Raw genomic sequence first — 17,672 nt, forward strand, 5'->3', positions numbered from 1 at the left:
GCGGGCTGTCAATGCCCCCGGAGTGGAATATGCCGGAAAAGATCAGGCCTTGATGGAACGGGCCACAAAGTCCAGCACATCGCTGTACAGGGTGGGCAGGGCGTAAGGGGTCAGCACTTGGGTACGGTTGGCCCCGACCATCAGCGAAATGATCACCTGGGCCGTGGCCTTGCTGTCCACCCTGGCCAGGCTGCCGTCATTGACGCCGCGCGCGATGAGTGTTTCCAGCAACTGATGGACCTGTGAGAACATGGAGTCCATCAGGTCGCGGTCGGTCTTGGTCTTCATGTCGCTGTAGGGCGAACAGCGCACCAGAACCAGCCAGTTGGAATTTTTGTCAATGGAGAAATCAAGGTAGGCTTTACAGAAGTGCATCACGGCGTCAAAGCCGGAATCCGCGTCTGCGGTGGCCTCGCGCAGTTTGGTCAGGAAGTGCTCCAGCACATCCAGCCCGGAGGCCAGAAACAGTTTTTCTTTATTTCCGTAATGATGGGTCAGAAGGCCCAGAGCCACGCCGGCCCGGTCGGAGATTTTCTTGAATGTGGTTTCCACATAACCGCATTCGCCGAAAAGCTCCTTGGCCGCCTGGAGCAATGCTTCTTTTTTGCTTTTGTTCATATTCATTTCGTGGCGCTGGTACAAGGCCGGGCTGAAGTATTGTCAGGGCCGAAAACCATTACCGCCTGGGAACGGCAAAGTCAATAAAAGAACCGATTTTCAACTTTTGCGGGGCCTGCGGAAGGCATTTTGCGCATATCCCCCCAGGCGTTCCAGACGTCTGTCCGCCAGATCATACAGACTGCCCGACGTAAAACCGCCGCTTTTGCGTCGCCGTCCGGCGGGCAGGCCGGTGAGCAAGGTCAGCGCTTCTTCAATGCGGCGTACCGGATAAATGGCAAACTGTTTTTTCTCCACCGCCGTCAGCACGTCCGGCGCAAGCATCAAATGGTCCACATTGTCGCGGGGGATGATGACGCCCTGCGAGCCAGTAAGCCCGTGCCGGGCGCAAACCTTGTAAAAGCCCTCGATTTTGCGGGTTACTCCGCCCACGGCCATGATCTGGCCGGAATGGCTCACCGCGCCGGTAAAGGCCAGATCCAGGCGCACCGGCACGTCGGCCAGGGCAGAAAGCAGGGCCACCAGTTCCGCTCCCGAGGCCGAATCGCCTTCAATGCCGGCGTAACTCTGTTCAAAATAGAGCGAGCCGGAAAGCACCAGCGGTTTTTTGCGGGCGAAAAGGTCTGTGAGATAGCTTTTCAGAATCATCATGGCCTTGGTATGGATGGGGCCGCCCAGCTCCGCCTCGCGCTCCAGGTCGATGATGCCTTCGTGCCCCACGCCCACAGTGCAGGAAATGCGGTGCGGCAGGCCGAATTCAAAGTCGCCGTGCCAAGTGACCGAAAGCCCGTTGACCTGCCCTACGGCCGAGCCGGAGGTACGCACCTTGATCATCTCGCGGTCGTATTCCTCCATGAAGATTTCTTCCACCAGATTGGCGCGATAGGTGCGCGCGGCATAGGCTTCTTCCAGAATGGCGGCACTGACCAGAGGCAACCGGCGCATCTCGGCCAAGGCCGCCGCTTCGATCATCAGCTCGCGCAGCAGAGGGAATTTGAGCGAAAGGCGGCGCTGGTCCTCGCAGAGATGCGAGCCCAGATCCACCAGCCAGGCCAGAGCAGTGCGGTCAAAGGGCCGCAGCTTGTTTTCCTCGATGATCCTGGCGATATGGCTCAGGTAAATACGGATGTTCTCGGCGTTGCGCTCAGTCACGTCGGCCATGTGGGCCTTGATGCGGAAGAGTTTGGCGAAGCGGTCGTCATTGACCAGCAGGGTTTCGTAAAGTTCTTCGCCGCCGATCAGCACCACCTTGAGATCGAGCGCCAAGGGTTCAGGCGTGATGCCCTTGGTGCGGATGGCCGTATCCGGCGTGTCGCCGGTGTCCTCAATGCGCGCCTGATTGGAGCGCAGCGCGCGCAACAGGCCTTCCCAGGCGTTGGGATGCTGGAGAAGGTCCTCAATGTGCAGGACCAGGAAGCCGCCGTTGGCCTTGTGCAGGCTGCCCGCCTTGATCAGGGTGAAATCCGTGACCAGCGCGCCCATTTCCGACTCGCGTTCCACACAGCCCAGCAGATTGATCGCCGTGGGGTGGTCCTCCACTACAATGGGCGCGCCGTTCTGCCCGCTGTTGTCCACCAGCAGGTTGACTTCGTAGCGGTAGAAAATGTTTTCCATGGGCGGCAGGGCGTGCCCTTCGCCGCCGGGCTGCCCCGGCATGCCGTCGCGCGGCAGAAAGGATTCGGTGTTTTTGAGGATATCTTCGCGCAGGGCCGCGAAATAGTCCGCCAGCCCCGGCACGGGGCAGGCCTTCAGGATGCGCTGTTGCGCCGGAGTGAGCAGGGCGTCCAGCACCTGGGCCATGGCCTGGCGTTCCAGGTCGCGTTCATCGTCGTGAAAGGATTCCTCGGCCTTGTTCAGTTGGCGCATGAAACCGGCCATGGCCTGCACCAGACTGTCGCCCCGACGCTTGAGGTTGAGGCGCACCGTATTGTCCAGGCGCTCGAACTCCTCTTCGCTCAGGCGCTTGCCTTCTACCAGAGGGTAGAGGGTCAGGCCGCCGTTTTCGTCCATGTCCAGATTGAAACCCTTATGCACGGCCACCGAGTTCATCTTGTGCAGCAGACCGATGCGCACGTTCTGGAACTGGTCCACCAGCTTGGCCCGCTGCTTGACGTAGGTTGTGGCCTCAAAACGCCGGGCCAGCTCTTTGTCGACGTTTTCCAGTGTTTCTTTCAGGGATTGCTTGAACTTTTTACCCTGTCCGGCGGGCAGGGCCAGCAGGCTGGGGCGGTCCGGGTCCGCGAAGTTCTGCACATAGACCAGATCCGGCGGCGTAGGAGCCTTGCGCGCCTGGGGACGCAGATAGGAAAGCAGCATATAGCTGCGGCCGAGGTCCGCTTCGCCGGAAAGATATATGTTGTAACCGGCTGTGCGGATTTGCAGGGCCAGGTCCAGAGCCTGCATGGCCCGTGGCTGGAAGGGATTCTTGCGGCTGTTGCCGTTGCGCGGCAGCGGAATGGCCCGGCTGTCCTCCCAAGGAATGCGGGCCGGATCAAACGTGGCGTGCAGCCGGGTGGTGGGCAGAGGTGTAATGCTTGGCATAAATATATAGTTCTTACTGTTGTTGGTAAAGTTTTTCCAAAATGGCGCGGCCGCCCTTGTTCAGGAGTTCCCCGGCCAGTTCCAGGCCCAGGGCGCGGGCGTCCGCGGCATTGCCGTTTTTTTCGCCGCGCAGGATCAGGCTGCCGTCCACTTCGGCCACCAGTCCCTTGAGGCTGACGGTTTCCTCGTCCACAAGGCGGGCATGCCCGGCGATGGGCACCTGGCAGCCGCCTTCCAGTCCGGCCAGAAAGCCGCGTTCGGCATCCACGCAGACGCGGGTGGCGCGATCTTCCAGGCTCGCCAGCAGGACGAGCAGATCATAATTGTCTTCGCGGCATTCAATGCCCAGCGCGCCCTGGCCCACGGCGGGCAGAAAGCGTTCGGGGTCCAAAGGGGCCATGTACGGCGCACTGAGCCCCAGACGATTGAGTCCGGCGGAGGCCAGGATGATGGCGTCGTATTCCCCATTCTGCAGTTTGCGCAAGCGCGTGTCCACATTGCCGCGCAGGCTGGAAATACGCAGATCCGGCCGTATGGACAAGAGCTGTGCCTGCCGCCGCAGACTGCTGGTGCCCACATGGGCCTTTTGCGGCAGGGCGTCCGGGTCGGCATAGTGGACGGAAAGGAAGCAGTCGGTGCAGGCCTCGCGCTGCGGCACGCAGCCCAGAATCAGGCCTTCCGGAAGGACCATGGGCACATCCTTGATGCTGTGCACGGCAAGATCCGCCCGCCCGTCCAGCAGGGCTTCCTCAATTTCTTTCACGAACAGCCCCTTGCCGCCCACTTTGGAGAGGGGCACGTCCAGAATGATGTCGCCTTTTGTTTTGATGACGTTGAGCGAAACCGTGAGCCCCGGATCCTGGGCTTCCAGGCGGCTTTTGACATGTTCGGCCTGCCAGAGAGCCAGACGGCTGCCGCGGGTGGCGATGACGAGATGCTTGCGCATAGCTTCCTGTTCTTTGTTCCTAGTGTCTGATTACAAAAATTTCGAACATATTTGTGCTCTCAATTTTTGCAGGATCGTCAGCGAAAAAGCGTGGTTTTTCGCTGACTCACGGCTACGCCGCCGCAAAATCCTTCGGATTTTGTGTGTCTAACTTGAAAAATTAGACACTAGTGAAGGGCGATGCCCGTGTCAGTTTTGTCCGGCGCGGTGCGCGTGGTTTAATGCCCGCAACTGGCGCAATTGCCGCCGGAGCATCCGGCGCAGCCGCCGCCTCCGCCGGAGGACGGCGCGGCATACTCGCCGCCGTCGCTGCCGCCCGTACAATGGGCGCAACGGGACATGAGCTTGTGCGTTTCACGCGAACCGCAGTGGGGGCAGACGGGCGCGGCGTCGTCAAAAACCAGTTCCTCAAATTCCCGGCCGCATTTTTCGCAGCTGTACTCATAAATGGGCATGCTCAATCCTTCTGTTCCTGGTCTGATTGGAAATACGGCGTAAGCGCCGTAACATTTTCAAACAGATAATAATCAGTGAGCTGGCAGAAAAGATGTCCGGCGGCAATATGCAGCTCCTGAACGAGCGGCGTGTGCCGCGTGGGCGTTTCCAGCAGGATATGGCAGAGCGGGGCCATTCCGCCGCCGCCCTGGCCCGTGAGCCCCACGGTGAACAGCCCGGTCCGCCGGGCCGTCTGCAGGGCCGCGAGCACATTGGCGCTGTTGCCGGAGGTCGAAATGCCCACCAGCAGATCGCCTTTGCGCCCCAAAGCCTCCACCTGCCGCGCGAAAATCTGGCTGAAATCCAGATCATTGCCGATGGCGGTCAGGGCCGATGTATCCGTGCTCAAGGCCAGTGCCGGCAGGGCCGGGCGGTCCATCAGAAAGCGGTTCACGAATTCGGCGGCCAGATGCTGGGCGTCGGCCGCGCTGCCGCCGTTGCCGCAGAGCAGAATCTTGCCGCCCCCGGCCAGGCAGAGGGCCGCGCGCAAGGCGGCCTCGCGCAGATCGGAAGCCTGCGCGCGGAAAAATTCCTCACGCAGGCGCGCGCCGTCCTGGGCATGGCGGGCTATGATCTCCAGGGCAGAGTCTTTCATGCTGCGCATCCTTAGAGCATTTTGCGTTTGAAATGTCACACATTTCAAACGGTACACCGCCCGCGTGCTGCGGAAGCGGTAGCCGTTGGCGAGTCTTCGAACCGTACGGATACCGACAGCAATGCTAAAACGTGGTTTATCGCCGCTGTCGATGCCCGTTAGCCCAAAAGGGCTACGGGCACGGCTGCGCCGCCTTCGGTCGCTCCCTTGCACTTGGGCATGGGTGACCGCTCACGCGACCACCAGAGTAATTCACTCATTTCAATCGTGAATTGCTCCAGGACTTGTGTCTAGAGCATTCAACACTTGAAATGTTCGTTTACGGCGGCCAAGGGCCGTCTACTCGCATTTCGCGGCAAGGATTTTGTCTGCAAATCCTTGCAGAGCAATTAACGCATTTCATGCGTGAACTGCTCCAATGAGGATTTTTGTTCTCTGCCCGGAAAGGCGAGCTTCGGGCGGAGGGAGTATCTTCAAATTGTTGACCTTCACACGGGCGAGCCTGTTGCAGGCAGAGGGCGAAAGGACAAATTTGAAACAGTTCCCGGCGAGTGCCGCGCGAACGCCGTTTGATTTCGGGATGCCCATACTTATGCCAAAGCGGCGCGGCTGACAAGCGCGCCCGGAACACGTACTTGCGGTCGCGGCCCTGATAACGTAAATTACCTGCTTATGCAAAATACAGTCTTCCGGCATGTACTTCTGGTCTGCAAGGCCCGCCACGAACGCGCCTGGGAGCTCGGTTGCGAAATCCTGCAATGGTTGCGCGCACAAGGGCACACAGCGGTGATGATTGAAGCGGGACATGAGGATTCCGCCTATGCCGCCGAACTCGATTTCGTGGTCGTGCTCGGCGGCGACGGCACCATGCTGGGCGTGGCCCGTCGCATGGTGGGGCGGTCTGTGCCCCTGTTCGGCATCAATTTCGGCCGGGTGGGTTTTTTGACCGACGCCCAGCCCGAGCACTGGGAAGAGCGGCTGGTGGCCTGCCTCAAGGGCGAACTGGCGGTGCGCACCTGTCTGGCCTTGAGCTGGAAGCTCACGCGCGGCGGCAGCCTGCAGGCCGGCGGCTCCGCCGTCAACGACGTGGTCTTGAGCCGGGGTTCCCTTTCCCGCCTGGTCTGCGTGAACATCACCGTGGACGGACAGCGTATGGGCCTGCTGCGCAGCGACGGGATAATTCTTTCCACGCCGGTGGGCAGCTCGGGCTACAGCGTCTCCGCCGGCGGCCCCTTGCTCTATTCCGGGATGAACGCCGTGGCTTTCACGCCCATCTGTCCTTTTTTGAATACTATTTCCCCCATGGTCTTTCCGGGCAAGACCGTGTTCAGCATGCGCATTGAAGCCGGTTCCACGGATTGCTACATCACCGTGGACGGACAGGAGGGCCAACGGCTGGAGATCGGCGATCTGGTGGAAGTCACCGGGCTGCCCGCGGCCGTGCGCTTCATGGGCGATGAAATTTCTTTTTTCGAGCGTCTGCGCACGCGGGGTTTTGTGCTTGAGCGGGCCTCCGGCGCCGGTGCGGAGAAAGCATGAAAAAATCCCGCGAGCCGTCCAGCGTGCGCGACATTCGCCTGGGCCGGGACGTCTGTTTCGACGCTTGGCTTTACAGCATGCTGATGGACAACAACCTGGCCTATCGGATGAACCCGGACATCATCGCGAGCCCGGAACAACTGGCGTTCATGATCCAGCTGGACGACAATCAGGTGTATCTGCCCTGTTCCGATGCCACTTTCGCCATGCTGCGCGCCGATAATCTGTTGCCGAAACTGCAGGCCCAGTATAACCGCGCCTGGCGCATCATCATGCGCCTGATCCGCTCCATGGTGCAGGACCGCGCGGAGCGGCGGCGCATCCTGCATTTCTGCCGCTACCGTTTTTTGCAGTATATTGCCCAGCGGACGCTGATTCCGTCGCGTCTGGTCAAGCGGATGACAGATCTGGTTCTGGCCCAGAGCTACAGCCTGGGCGATCCCTGGCGGGAACGCCGCAGCGCTTCCACATTGCGCCAGCAGGAAATGCTGGATATGCCCGAGATCAGAAACAACCTGGAAGCCATGCCGCGCGGCAAACTGCCCGCCGATATGTGTGAAACCCGGCAGTTGCTCGACAGCCTGGAACTGGTCCGTTTTTTCTGCCTTTCGGCCATGGCCAAGGAATGGCAGGAGCGCTTGCCTTCGGCCCAGGGCATCCATAGGGCCATGCGCGAGGCCGAACAGGCGGCCGCGCCGCTGCGCGGCTATTTTTCGCGCACCGCCGGGCGCTCGGCCACCGTGCTTTTTTTGTGCGACGCCGACGGTGGCATCCTTTTTGATCTGGCTATGTTGCAAAGCCTGATCCGCATGGGGCACCGGGTCATTTGCGCGGTCAAATCCGGTTTTTATTTTTTCGCGCCGACCATGGACGATATGGAAAGCGATCCCACGCTGGAGCGCTGGCTGCGCGGCGGCATTGTGCTGCGCGAAACTCAACTCGGCAAAAACGACCTTTTGCGGCATCTGCGCGAACACCGGCTGGTGGTTATTGACGACGGCACGCGCGAGCGCCTGAATCTCTACCGGGTCTCCGTGACCTTTTCCCGGGCCTGGAAAGAGGCCGACGTGGTGCTGTGCAAAGGCTGGCGCGCGGCGGACATTTTTTTGGGCAGCAGCCATGAATTCACCCGCGACATTGTCTGCTATTGGCGGGACGAAAGCGGCTTTCGCATCGAATTGCGCAGGCACGCGGCCGCGGCGCGCAAATTCAGCGAGGAAGACATCGCCGCCCAGGCCGACGCCATTATCAAGGAGATGCGCGCGGCCCACAGTGAAGGCCGCTCGGTCATGTTCTACAGCTGCGTCATCGGCAGCATTCCCGGCCAGACGTCCGTGGCCGTGACCCTGGCGCGGACCTTTGTGGACAATCTGCGAAAAAAAATGGATAATATTTTGATTATCAACCCGGCGGAGCACTTCGTGGAAGGCATGGACGGGGACGACCTGATGTTCATGTGGGAGCGGGTGCAGCGCAGCGGCCTCATCGACGTCTGGCGCTTCCAGACCGTGGAGGACATTGAGGAAAGTTTCGCCTTGCTGGGACGCAAGGTGCCGCCGTCCTGGTCCGGCAAGGACGCCACCTATTCCACGGGTTGCACCAAGGAAATGCGCATCGCCCTGGACATGCAGGCCAAGAATCGCGAAATGCAGATCATCGGGCCTGAGCCCCGGCTCTTTTTCCGCCGGGGCGAGTACGGGGTGGGCAAATATTTTGACGCCAGCATCAGCCGGCCCACGGGCCGTTGAGGCTCGGCCGCAACACAAAGCATGCGGGTTCCAGCCCCCGCGACAGGGAGTGGATTGAGATCATGGCCGCCTATGAAGCCGTTATCGGCCTGGAAGTGCATGTGCAACTGGCAACGGCCTCCAAGCTGTTCTGTTCCTGTTCCACCAGATTCGGCCAGCCGCCCAACACCAATGTCTGCGAAGTCTGCGCGGGCATGCCCGGCGCGCTACCCGTCCCCAACCGCCAGGCCGTGCATTACGCCGCTCTGGTGGGCCTGGCCACCAATTGCGCCATCAACCGCCGCTCCATCTTCGCCCGTAAAAACTATTTTTATCCGGACCTGCCCGCGGGTTACCAGATCTCGCAGTTTGATCTGCCCATCTGCGAGCACGGCCACCTGGATATCGTGGCGGAAGGCCAAAGCAAGCGCATCGGCATTACCCGCATCCACATGGAAAATGACGCGGGCAAAAACATCCACGCCCAGGGAGAGAACGCCAGCTACGTGGATCTGAACCGTGCGGGCACGCCCCTGGTGGAGATCGTTTCCGAGCCGGACATGCGCTCCGCCGCCGAAGCCGTGGCCTATCTCAAGACGCTCTACGGCATCGTGACCTATCTGGGCGTCTGCGACGGCAATATGGAGGAGGGCAGCTTTCGCTGCGACGCCAATGTTTCCCTCCGGCCGGTGGGCGCGACGGCCTTCGGCACGCGCACCGAGCTCAAAAATCTCAATTCCTTCCGCAACGTCCAGCGGGCCATTGAATACGAAATAGCCCGCCAGCAGGATGTGCTGGACGACGGCGACAGCGTAGTGCAGGAAACGCGCTTGTACGACGCGGTGAAAAACCTTACCGCCTCTATGCGCAGCAAGGAAGAGGCCCACGATTATCGTTATTTCCCGGACCCGGATCTGTTGCCCGTGGAAATAGAAGCCGCGGAACTGGAACGCTGGCGGGCCGAACTGCCCGAATTGCCTCAGCCCCGTGCCGGTCGTTTCATGGAGCTGACCGGCCTGCCCGAGGCGGAAGTGGAAGTGCTGGTGCAAAGCCGGGCTTTGGCCGACTTCTTTGAGGCCGCCGCGCAGAAGGCTGATCCCCGCAAGGTGGCCAATTACGTGCTGGGACCGCTGTTGCGCGAATGCAACGCGCGCAACGTACCCACCGGCGACCCGGCCCGGTGGGCGATGAAGCCCGAAGCCCTGGCGGAGTTGGTGCGTATTGTGGATCAAGGGTTGATCAGCGCGAAGATCGCTAATGACATCTTCGGCGACCTGTTCAGCAACGGCGCCATGCCCGAAGCCTACGTCAGGGAAAAGGGCCTGGGACAGATTTCCGACTCCTCGGCCCTGGAAGCCGCCGTGGATGCGGTAATTGCCGCCAACCCGGCGGAAGTGGAGGCCTATAAGGGCGGCAAGACCAAACTGATCAGCTTCTTTGTGGGCCAGATCATGCGCGCCACCAAGGGCAAGGCCAATCCCGCACTGGTCAACGAGCTGCTGAACAAAAAGCTGCAATAGAGCAGTTCACGCATGAAATGCGTCAATTGCTCTGCAAGAATCTGTCTGCAACTTCTTGCCGCGAAATGTGAGTAGCGTGTTAAATGCTCTGGAAAAACCGGGTCAAGTGAATAAAAGACTCGGGCCTGTCGGCGATGTCGTCGGCAGGCCCGTTTTTTCGTCAGAGCGCTCTGTTGGTTTCGAGGTCGGAGAAAAGGCTAAACATTGAGGTTCAACCCGGACAACAGGGAGAGATTGCCGCCCGAGTAATTGCCGAAATAGGAACTGGCGCTGCCCGAATCCGCCCACCAGGCGGCCATGGATTCGATCTGGATGCGTTTGCGCATGGCCGTGGGCGAAACCTGCATGGCTTTGCGGGCGTCGTCAATGCCGGACAGGGTTTCGATCTGCCGGTATTTCTTGATCAGATCGGGGTTGTCGTCAAAAAACTGCTGTACCTTGTCGCGGTCGGCATGGTCGCTGATGACGGTCACGCTGCCGTCGTCATTGACCTGGATGGAAAACTTGATGTTCGGGTCAACGCCTAGGCTGTCCAGGCCGTCATGGAGTTTTTTGCCCGCCTCGCCCTGCTTGTCCAGCACGGCCTGGATATCATTGAGCCCGGCATTATTCACGCTGATCTGCACAGGGCCTTCGCTGTTCAGGCGCAGACTCACGGCCGAGGCGTCCACATCGCGTTTTTCCAATTGCGCCTTGACCGCGTCGGCCAGTTTGGGATTTTCCTTCAGCCATTGGTTGATGGCCTCGGCCTGCTCCACATCATTGCCGACAGCCAGATTGCCTTCGTCGTCTAATTTGAAGTTCAGGCCGTTGGTCATATCCACGCCCATTTTCTTAAGCGCCGCGCGCAGATCGTTGGTCAGGTCCGCATCGCTGTTCAGTGCCGACTGCATATTGTCGGCGGTGGTATTGATCACACTGAGCTTGCCGCCGGAACCGACGCGCAGATCCACCGCGCTTTCGGCGTCAATGCCGGCATCGGTCAGAGCTTTGCGCAGATCCTTGCCCAAGGCGGGATTGGCGTCCAGCCAGGCCTGCGCGGCCTTTCTGTCCGAGGCGTCGTCGCTCGCGGCGGTCAGCTTGCCGTTTTTATCCAGGCTGAAACTCAGGCCGTTGATGTCATCGATGCCTATCCCGGCCAGGCCGTTTTTAACGCTTGCGCTAAACTCGTTCTGCAACTGTTCGCGGTATTTGGTGATCTGGTTGAAGGTCACCCGGCTGTCGTTGGAAAGCCCCATGGCATCCATGGCATATTTGGTCAGCTCCACCATGCTGGAAAGCTGGTTGGTCATGGACGTGTTGCCGAAGAGGCTGTTCAGGCTGTTGGCGGAGGAGCTCTTGGAGCTGCCCGAGCCCGTGCTCTTCAATTGCTGGCCCTGCCACTGGAGCAGAATGTTGTTGTAGTTGCCGATGCCTGATATGCTCATGGTTCCTCCCGGCAGATTTTGCCTGTGTCCGGCGCGCGGGCCTGCCGCAGACAATTTTGCAAATATCGGGCCAGGAACGATGCGGGTCGGCTTCCAGGCATGCCGCCGACCGGGCCTGTCGTTTGAAAAGATGGACAGTCCCGCTGAAATAGGCTAGCTATGGCCTATGGCAGTACATTCCTCCATGCTGGAGACAGTGGAGTTTGACGACCCCGCCCTAGCCAACCAGCTTTTCGGTCCCCACAATGCGCATCTCGACCTCTTGGCGGCAGCCAGCGGCGCGCATATCGGCAATCGCGGGGCCAGCATCTTTATTGAGAGCCCGGATCCGGACGTGCGGCAGAGCCTGTGCAATGTCTTTGTGCAGCTCTACGATCTTCTGCGCGGCGGCCTTGCGCTGAGCCAACAGGACATGACCCGTGCCTACGAGATGCTCAGGGCCGATCCCGGCTTGAACCTCGGCCAGGTCTTCCGTGACGCCGTCTTTGTGAATACGCCGCGCAAAACCGTCACCGCGCGCAATGTGGCGCAAAAGACCTATCTGGAACTTTTGCGGCGGCATGAGCTGGTTTTCGCCGTGGGGCCCGCGGGCACAGGCAAGACCTATCTGGCCGTGGCCATGGCCCTGTCCATGTTTCAGCAGCACCGGGTCAAACGTATCGTGTTGACCAGACCGGCTGTGGAGGCGGGCGAACGCCTGGGCTTTCTGCCCGGCGACCTGGCCGATAAGGTGAACCCGTATCTGCGGCCCCTGTATGACGCCCTGCACGACATGATGCCCCAGGCCAAGGTGGCCTCCATGCTGGAAGTGGGCTCTATTGAAGTGGCCCCCCTGGCTTTTATGCGCGGGCGTACCCTCAACGACGCCTTCATCATTCTGGACGAGGCCCAGAACACCACCCAGGAGCAGATGAAGATGTTCCTGACCCGCATGGGCTTCGGCTCGCGCATGGTGGTCACCGGCGACACCACCCAGATCGACCTGCCCATGCAGCCCGGCGGCGCCCGGCCGCGCTCGGGCCTGATCCATGCCCTGAACGTCCTGCATAACGTGCCCGGTCTTGCCGTTCATCGTTTCAGCAAGGCCGACGTCGTGCGTCACCCCCTTGTAGGAGCCATTGTCAGCGCTTATGACCACGCAGAAAAAGACGGTGCGTCCGGCTAGCATCCTGGCGCTTATCCAAACGCTGAAAGTGCGGCATCACTGCGGTTGGGGCCTGTGGGCGCTGATCGGCACGCTGCTTTTTCTGGCCCTGCTGGCCGGGGCCAATTTCGAGGCCGTGCAGCGGATTTACGTGGCCGGTCAGGTGGCGGAAAACGACGTCATCGCGGACCGGGATATTTTGGTGGAGGACACCCAGGCTACCAAGGCCCGCCGTAAACAGGTGCTCTTGCTGCAACCTCCGGTCTATGACCTGAGCCTTGAGCCCTATACCCAGTTTCAGAGCCGGATTCTGGAAATCCTGCGCAGCCTGAACAATGCGGGCGAGCAGAGGCCCGTGCCCGACGCCCCCTTGCAGCGTCTGGTGGAAGAACTGACTCCCGCCGTGGCCGACGAAGTGCTGCCGGAACTGGCCCTGCCCGAAGTGCAGACCTATCTGCTCAAAAAACTGCTGCCTCAAATCCGCGAGCACATGGCCGAAGGCCTGGTGGGCGACATCCGCTCGGCGCGGGTGGGACGCTCGGGCGTGATCATCCGTAATCTTGACACCAATGCGGAAATTTTGCGCCCGGACGTCAACTCCCTGCCGGACGTGCAATCCTTCCTGGCCGAGATATCCTCGCAGATCCGGCAGGCTCCCAGCCTTAATCCGCAGTCCCGCCGGGCCATCAATATTTTGCTCTCAGCCACCTTGCCCGCTTCCCTGACCCTGAACCGCGAGGCTACCCAGAAACGCGGCGCGGCCGTGGTGGCGACGGTGGAGCCGGTTTATTATCAGATCCAGAAGGGTGAGCTGGTGCTGCGCAAGGGCGAGCGCGTGAGCCGCGAGCAGCAGATCAAATTGCAGACCCTGTACAAATCCGCCTCTGACCCAATGCGCTGGAGCACGGCGGGCGGCGCGTTTCTCTGCACTCTGCTGCTTTCCGTGGGCTTTTTCGTGGCCCCCAGCGGCAAGCCCGGCACGCCGTTGCGCTGCAAGGACATGCTGCTCATCGCCCTTTTGCTCTTCCTGTTCGGCGTGGGCGCCAAGAGCGTCTATCTGCTGGGTCTGCGCATGGACAGCATAAGTCTGCTCAATTCCTTTGCCGCCGCTTTTCCCGTGGCCGGGGCCGTGGGTCTGGTAGCCATGGTGTTCGCGGCCCGGCGCTACTGTACCATGGGCCTGTTGCTTTCTCTCCTCTGCATGCTCATGTTTCAGGCGGACTATCCGCTCTTCATTTACTATTTTCTGGGCGGCATGCTGGCGACCTGGCTGGTGACCAGCGCGCAGAGCCGCCAGGATGTGGTCTGGAGCGTGATTCCCCTGACCGTGGGCCAGATTTTGATCTGGTTCGGCACGACGCTGCTGGCCCAGACGCCCCCGGCGGAAATCCCCGTGCAGCTGACCGCCGTGGCTATCAACAGCCTGCTTTCCCTGATTCTGCTTTTCGCCGTGAGCCCGGTGCTGGAGCTGACCTTCGGCTACAGCACGCGCTTCCGCCTTATGGAGCTGATGAGCCTGGAACAGCCCCTGATGCAGGAACTGATGGTCACCATTCCCGGCACCTACCATCACTCCTTGGTGGTGGCCAACATGGTGGAGGCCGGGGCCAAGGCTATCGGCGCCAACAGCCTGCTCTGCAAGGTGGCGGCCCTGTATCACGATGTGGGCAAGCTCTCCTATCCGGAATATTTCATCGAGAATCAGTTCGGCGGCCCCAACAAGCATGACAAGCTGGCCCCGTCCATGAGCGCCCTGATTCTGCTCTCGCACGTCAAAAAAGGCACGGAGCTGGCCGAGCGCTATAAGTTGGGCCAGGAAATCACGGACATCATCCGCCAGCACCACGGCACGCGTCTGGTCCGTTTCTTCTATCAGAAGGCTCTGAACCTGGGCGAAAAGCCGCGCGAGTCGGATTACAGCTATCCCGGCCCGCGTCCGCAGACCAAGGAAGCGGCCATCCTGATGCTGGCGGATTCCGTGGAGGCCAGCAGCCGCACCCTGACCGATCCCACGCCCGCGCGGATCAAAAGCCATATCGACACTATTATCAAGGGCATTTTTTCGGAAGGGCAGTTGGACGAATCCGAACTGACCTTTAAGGATCTGCATTTCCTGAGCGAAAACTTTCAGCGTATCCTGACGGGTATTTTCCATCAGCGCATCGCCTATCCGGAAGCCAAGATTAAGGACGTGGCTCAGGCCGACAAGAGCAGGACGGAGGCCAAGCCTTGCGACGGCAAGACCCAGCCCTGCGGCAAAAACGGCGCGCCGCTTGCTCGCCCCGGCGGGGAACCCCTTGGTCTGCCCGCTGCCAAGACGCGCAAAAACGAGACCGGCCGCCCGGGAACCCCGGCGGCCGAGCCGCAGTCCAGCAGCGGAAATTGAGGCCATGGCCCTGGCGAAAGTCCATACGCAAGCCGCGCGATGCGCGGAGCGGGTGCGGATACTGCCCCATTACGCCGCTCATGCCTGGCTGTTGCCCCTGAACCGCCGCGAGCTGGCTTTGGCCCTGCGGATCATGTTGCGCGCCCTGGCCGATGCCGAAAGCGGCGCGCCTGACAGCGTGGAACTGCATCTGTTGGACGACGCGGCCGTCAGCGCGGCCAACCGGCGTTTCATGAACTGCATGGGGCCCACCAATGTGCTTTCTTTTCCCGGCGGCGAGGACCTGCCGGGCATATTGCTGCTTTCTCTGGATACGCTGGCGCGGGAATGCCTGCTTTACGGACAGGAGCCGGCGGAGCACGCTTTGCGGCTGCTGGCCCACGGCATGGGCCACTTGGCGGGTTTGGACCACGGCCCGGCCATGGACCGGGTGTGCGCGGCCTGTTTTGATGCCGCGCGGCAGGCTCTGCGCGTCTAGAGCAGATTACCTTTGAAATGCTTTGCGTTTCAAAGGGGGCATTCCAGAAAAAAAGCGGTTATCGCTGCTGTCGATCCCCGTATGGTCCCGTTGACAGCCCTTCGGGCTGCCTTTGGTCGTTTTTCCGGAATCCATGCCGCATTGCTCTTGATGTCTGTACGCCCTTTGGGTTACAGGCACGGCTCTACGGGCCGCCCGTCGGGTCGGTCTTCGCGGTGCGCCTCATCGTGTTCGGCATTAGAGCATTTCAAAGTTGAAATGCTCTAACGCGTTGAGATATTGTCAATATCAAAATGCTCTAAGGCATCATTGCGTTGAAGCGGGGTCAGCGGGCAGTTCCGCCAGAGCCCGGCAGTGCAGTTCGCGCAGCTTGCGCGCGGACTGTTCGCCTTTGTTTCGCCAATCCGGCGGCAGGCTGACGGCCAGCAGGGCGGCCAACTGTCGGCGGGCTTCAATGCTGACGCGGCTGTTGCTGTCCGCGTCGGCCAGCCGCCAGAACGGCGCGCTCAGACCGGCCTGATGCACGCGCCAGAGCAGGTCGCGCCGGGTGCCGGGACGCAGGGTCGGGAACATCCCGGCTTTCATGTGCTCGGCGGCGGCCAGCGCGCCCGCCTTGCGAAAAAGCACGGGCAGGCGCACGCGCTCGGCCAGGGCCAGTGCCGGAGCGACGCCGCGTCGCTCGTGGCCGTAATGGTGCGGGAGCAGGGACGGGTCCGTGCTGACTTTGCCCAGGTCATGGCACAGCGCCATCCAGGCGGCCAGGGCGTCGCCTGCGGTGAGATTCATGATCCGCAACGTGTGGCCCAGGACAGAATTTTTATGCCAGCGCGCCGGTCCGGCCGGAATATCGCGGGCGGCCTCCAGCTCCGGGAACCAGGGAGACAGCGCGTTTCCCTTTGCCAGGATCTCGAAAAAACGCGCGGGTGCGGGCGCGGCCAGGGCTTTGCGCAGTTCACGGCAGACCCGTTCCGCCGGGATGGCCGCCAGAGTGGCGGCGGGCAGGGCGCGCATCTGTCCGTAGGCAGCGTCGTCCACTTGCCAGTCCGGCCACTGGGCCGCGAAGCGGGCCAGACGGAAGACCCGCGCCGGGTCGTCGGCCAGGGCCGTGGACGAGGCGGGCCGCAGGCGGCGGGCGCGCAGATCGGCCAGGGCCTCGGGATGGAAGCGCAACAGGCCGCGGCTGTCCAGAGCCATGGCATTGACGGTGAGATCCCTGGCCAAAAGGTCCGCTTTCAGGCTGCCGCCGCGCAGGGGCATGCATTCCCGGCCGCGCCAGAGGCAGACACGCACGCTTTTGCCCACCGGCCGGGCGTCGGGATGGGCGGCCAGAAAATCGGCCATGTCGCCGGAAAAAGCGAAATCCAGCTCAACGGGCACGCGGCCCAGCAAGAGGTCGCGCACGGCCCCGCCCACGAGGTAAAGTTCCATGAGTTCAGTATGCCACAGCCCGGAGCGCGGGGAAAGCGCCTCCGTGCCCGCCGCGAACGACGACGGTTCTGTCCGGCCGCCTTTTGTCTGGCGTTTCGGCGAGGTCTCGTCCAGTCTGGACGTGGCTTTTTTGTTGTCCGGGCGCGGGTGGCTGGACGTCTGGGACAGCGTCCAAGCCGTCAGCCAGACGTCGGGACGCGGGCAGTTGCGGCGGCACTGGGTGTCGCCGCCGGGCAATATCTATGCCGCCCTGCGTCTGCCCTCGCTGCCGCCCTTTGACGGCACGGCCGCGGCCCCGGCCACGGGCCTGCTGCTGGCCTGCGCCCTGCGCGCCGAAGGCTGGCCCGTGCTGCTCAAATGGCCTAATGACCTGGTGCTCTCCCTGCCTGAAGGCCCCCGCAAGCTGGCGGGCATTCTGTTGGAAGAGCGGGGCGGCGTGCTGCTGGCCGGCATCGGCGTCAATGTGTCCTTTGCGCCGCCCGACAATGCGTTACGAGCCGACGCGGCCCTGCGCGCCGCCAGCCTGGACCGGCACCCTGTTCCGGGACGTCCCGCGCCTCTGGCCGAAGAACTGTGGCAGCGGCTTGTAAAGCATGTGCATTCGGCATATAACAACGGCCACTCTCTTTCCGAGCAGTGGAAAACACGGGCTGAACAATTGCTGCTCTGGCGCGGCAGGGACGTGGAGCTGATCGACGGAGGTCGCAGCGTCCGCGGCAGACTGGAAGGTCTGACCCCGGCGGGGGGGCTGAGCCTGTTGCGCAACGGCCGCTGTGAGGAATGGTTAAGCGGAAGCCTCCGGCTTTCCGAAAGATTATCATAAAGGGC

At 61.5% G+C, this 17,672-nt stretch carries 14 protein-coding genes; 7 read left to right on the plus strand and 7 right to left on the minus strand.

Annotated features, from left to right (window positions below):
* Window positions 1-42 precede the first annotated feature (42 nt).
* The 5 genes from HMPREF1022_RS01320 to HMPREF1022_RS01340 form a co-directional block, all read right to left on the minus strand.
* Window positions 43-618: a TetR/AcrR family transcriptional regulator gene (locus HMPREF1022_RS01320; protein WP_035060207.1), complete on the minus strand. Its 576-nt coding sequence runs from the start codon at window positions 616-618 to the stop codon at window positions 43-45.
* Between the two features lie 99 nt (window positions 619-717).
* Window positions 718-3,159: a Lon protease family protein gene (locus tag HMPREF1022_RS01325; RefSeq protein WP_009301554.1), complete on the minus strand. Its 2,442-nt coding sequence runs from the start codon at window positions 3,157-3,159 to the stop codon at window positions 718-720.
* 13 nt (window positions 3,160-3,172) lie between these two features.
* Window positions 3,173-4,105: a hydroxymethylbilane synthase gene (hemC, locus tag HMPREF1022_RS01330; RefSeq protein WP_009301555.1), complete on the minus strand. Its 933-nt coding sequence runs from the start codon at window positions 4,103-4,105 to the stop codon at window positions 3,173-3,175.
* A gap of 218 nt (window positions 4,106-4,323) precedes the next feature.
* Window positions 4,324-4,560 (minus strand): FmdB family zinc ribbon protein, encoded by a 237-nt coding sequence (locus tag HMPREF1022_RS01335; protein WP_009301556.1) that lies wholly within the window; start codon window positions 4,558-4,560, stop codon window positions 4,324-4,326.
* Window positions 4,561-4,562: 2 nt separating this feature from the next.
* Window positions 4,563-5,195, minus strand: coding sequence for a D-sedoheptulose 7-phosphate isomerase (locus HMPREF1022_RS01340; protein WP_008683872.1), 633 nt, complete (start codon window positions 5,193-5,195; stop codon window positions 4,563-4,565).
* A gap of 672 nt (window positions 5,196-5,867) precedes the next feature.
* Here HMPREF1022_RS01340 and HMPREF1022_RS01345 point away from each other — a divergent pair.
* The 3 genes from HMPREF1022_RS01345 (at window position 5,868) to gatB (ending at window position 9,981) form a co-directional block, all read left to right on the plus strand.
* Window positions 5,868-6,734: an NAD(+)/NADH kinase gene (locus HMPREF1022_RS01345; RefSeq protein WP_008683873.1), complete on the plus strand. Its 867-nt coding sequence runs from the start codon at window positions 5,868-5,870 to the stop codon at window positions 6,732-6,734.
* Window positions 6,731-8,482 carry an ARMT1-like domain-containing protein gene (locus HMPREF1022_RS01350; RefSeq protein WP_008683875.1) on the plus strand — a complete coding sequence of 584 codons (1,752 nt, stop codon included), beginning with the start codon at window positions 6,731-6,733 and terminating at the stop codon, window positions 8,480-8,482. The genes HMPREF1022_RS01345 and HMPREF1022_RS01350 overlap by 4 nt, the downstream gene beginning before the upstream one ends.
* Before the next feature lie 62 nt (window positions 8,483-8,544).
* Complete coding sequence (gene gatB / locus HMPREF1022_RS01355) at window positions 8,545-9,981, plus strand: Asp-tRNA(Asn)/Glu-tRNA(Gln) amidotransferase subunit GatB (RefSeq protein ID WP_008683876.1); 1,437 nt, start codon at window positions 8,545-8,547, stop codon at window positions 9,979-9,981.
* A 197-nt stretch (window positions 9,982-10,178) separates the two neighbouring features.
* On the opposite strand, the gene HMPREF1022_RS01360 is transcribed toward gatB, so the two are convergent.
* Window positions 10,179-11,408: a hypothetical protein gene (locus HMPREF1022_RS01360; protein WP_009301557.1), complete on the minus strand. Its 1,230-nt coding sequence runs from the start codon at window positions 11,406-11,408 to the stop codon at window positions 10,179-10,181.
* A 166-nt stretch (window positions 11,409-11,574) separates the two neighbouring features.
* Here HMPREF1022_RS01360 and HMPREF1022_RS01365 point away from each other — a divergent pair, with 166 nt between their 5' ends.
* From HMPREF1022_RS01365 to ybeY, 3 genes are read left to right on the plus strand one after another with little or no spacing between them, the layout of a single operon-like run.
* Window positions 11,575-12,573: a PhoH family protein gene (locus HMPREF1022_RS01365; RefSeq protein WP_008683880.1), complete on the plus strand. Its 999-nt coding sequence runs from the start codon at window positions 11,575-11,577 to the stop codon at window positions 12,571-12,573.
* On the plus strand, window positions 12,539-14,938 hold the full coding sequence (locus HMPREF1022_RS01370) for an HD family phosphohydrolase (protein ID WP_009301558.1): 2,400 nt from the start codon (window positions 12,539-12,541) through the stop codon (window positions 14,936-14,938). The genes HMPREF1022_RS01365 and HMPREF1022_RS01370 overlap by 35 nt, the downstream gene beginning before the upstream one ends.
* A gap of 4 nt (window positions 14,939-14,942) precedes the next feature.
* The gene (ybeY, locus tag HMPREF1022_RS01375; protein WP_009301559.1) at window positions 14,943-15,416 is read left to right on the plus strand and encodes an rRNA maturation RNase YbeY; all 474 of its coding nucleotides are present in this window, start codon (window positions 14,943-14,945) and stop codon (window positions 15,414-15,416) included.
* A gap of 306 nt (window positions 15,417-15,722) precedes the next feature.
* Here the strand turns inward: ybeY and HMPREF1022_RS01380 are convergent, their stop codons facing one another.
* Entirely contained in the window at window positions 15,723-16,844 is a 1,122-nt protein-coding gene (locus HMPREF1022_RS01380) for a polynucleotide adenylyltransferase (RefSeq protein WP_035060213.1), read from the minus strand.
* Here HMPREF1022_RS01380 and HMPREF1022_RS01385 point away from each other — a divergent pair.
* Window positions 16,843-17,667: a biotin--[acetyl-CoA-carboxylase] ligase gene (locus HMPREF1022_RS01385; protein WP_009301560.1), complete on the plus strand. Its 825-nt coding sequence runs from the start codon at window positions 16,843-16,845 to the stop codon at window positions 17,665-17,667. The genes HMPREF1022_RS01380 and HMPREF1022_RS01385 overlap by 2 nt on opposite strands.
* Window positions 17,668-17,672 lie beyond the last annotated feature (5 nt).

The sequence above is a fragment of the Desulfovibrio sp. 6_1_46AFAA genome (assembly GCF_000224635.1).
In the GTDB taxonomy this organism is placed as follows: Bacteria; Desulfobacterota; Desulfovibrionia; order Desulfovibrionales; family Desulfovibrionaceae; genus Desulfovibrio; species Desulfovibrio fairfieldensis.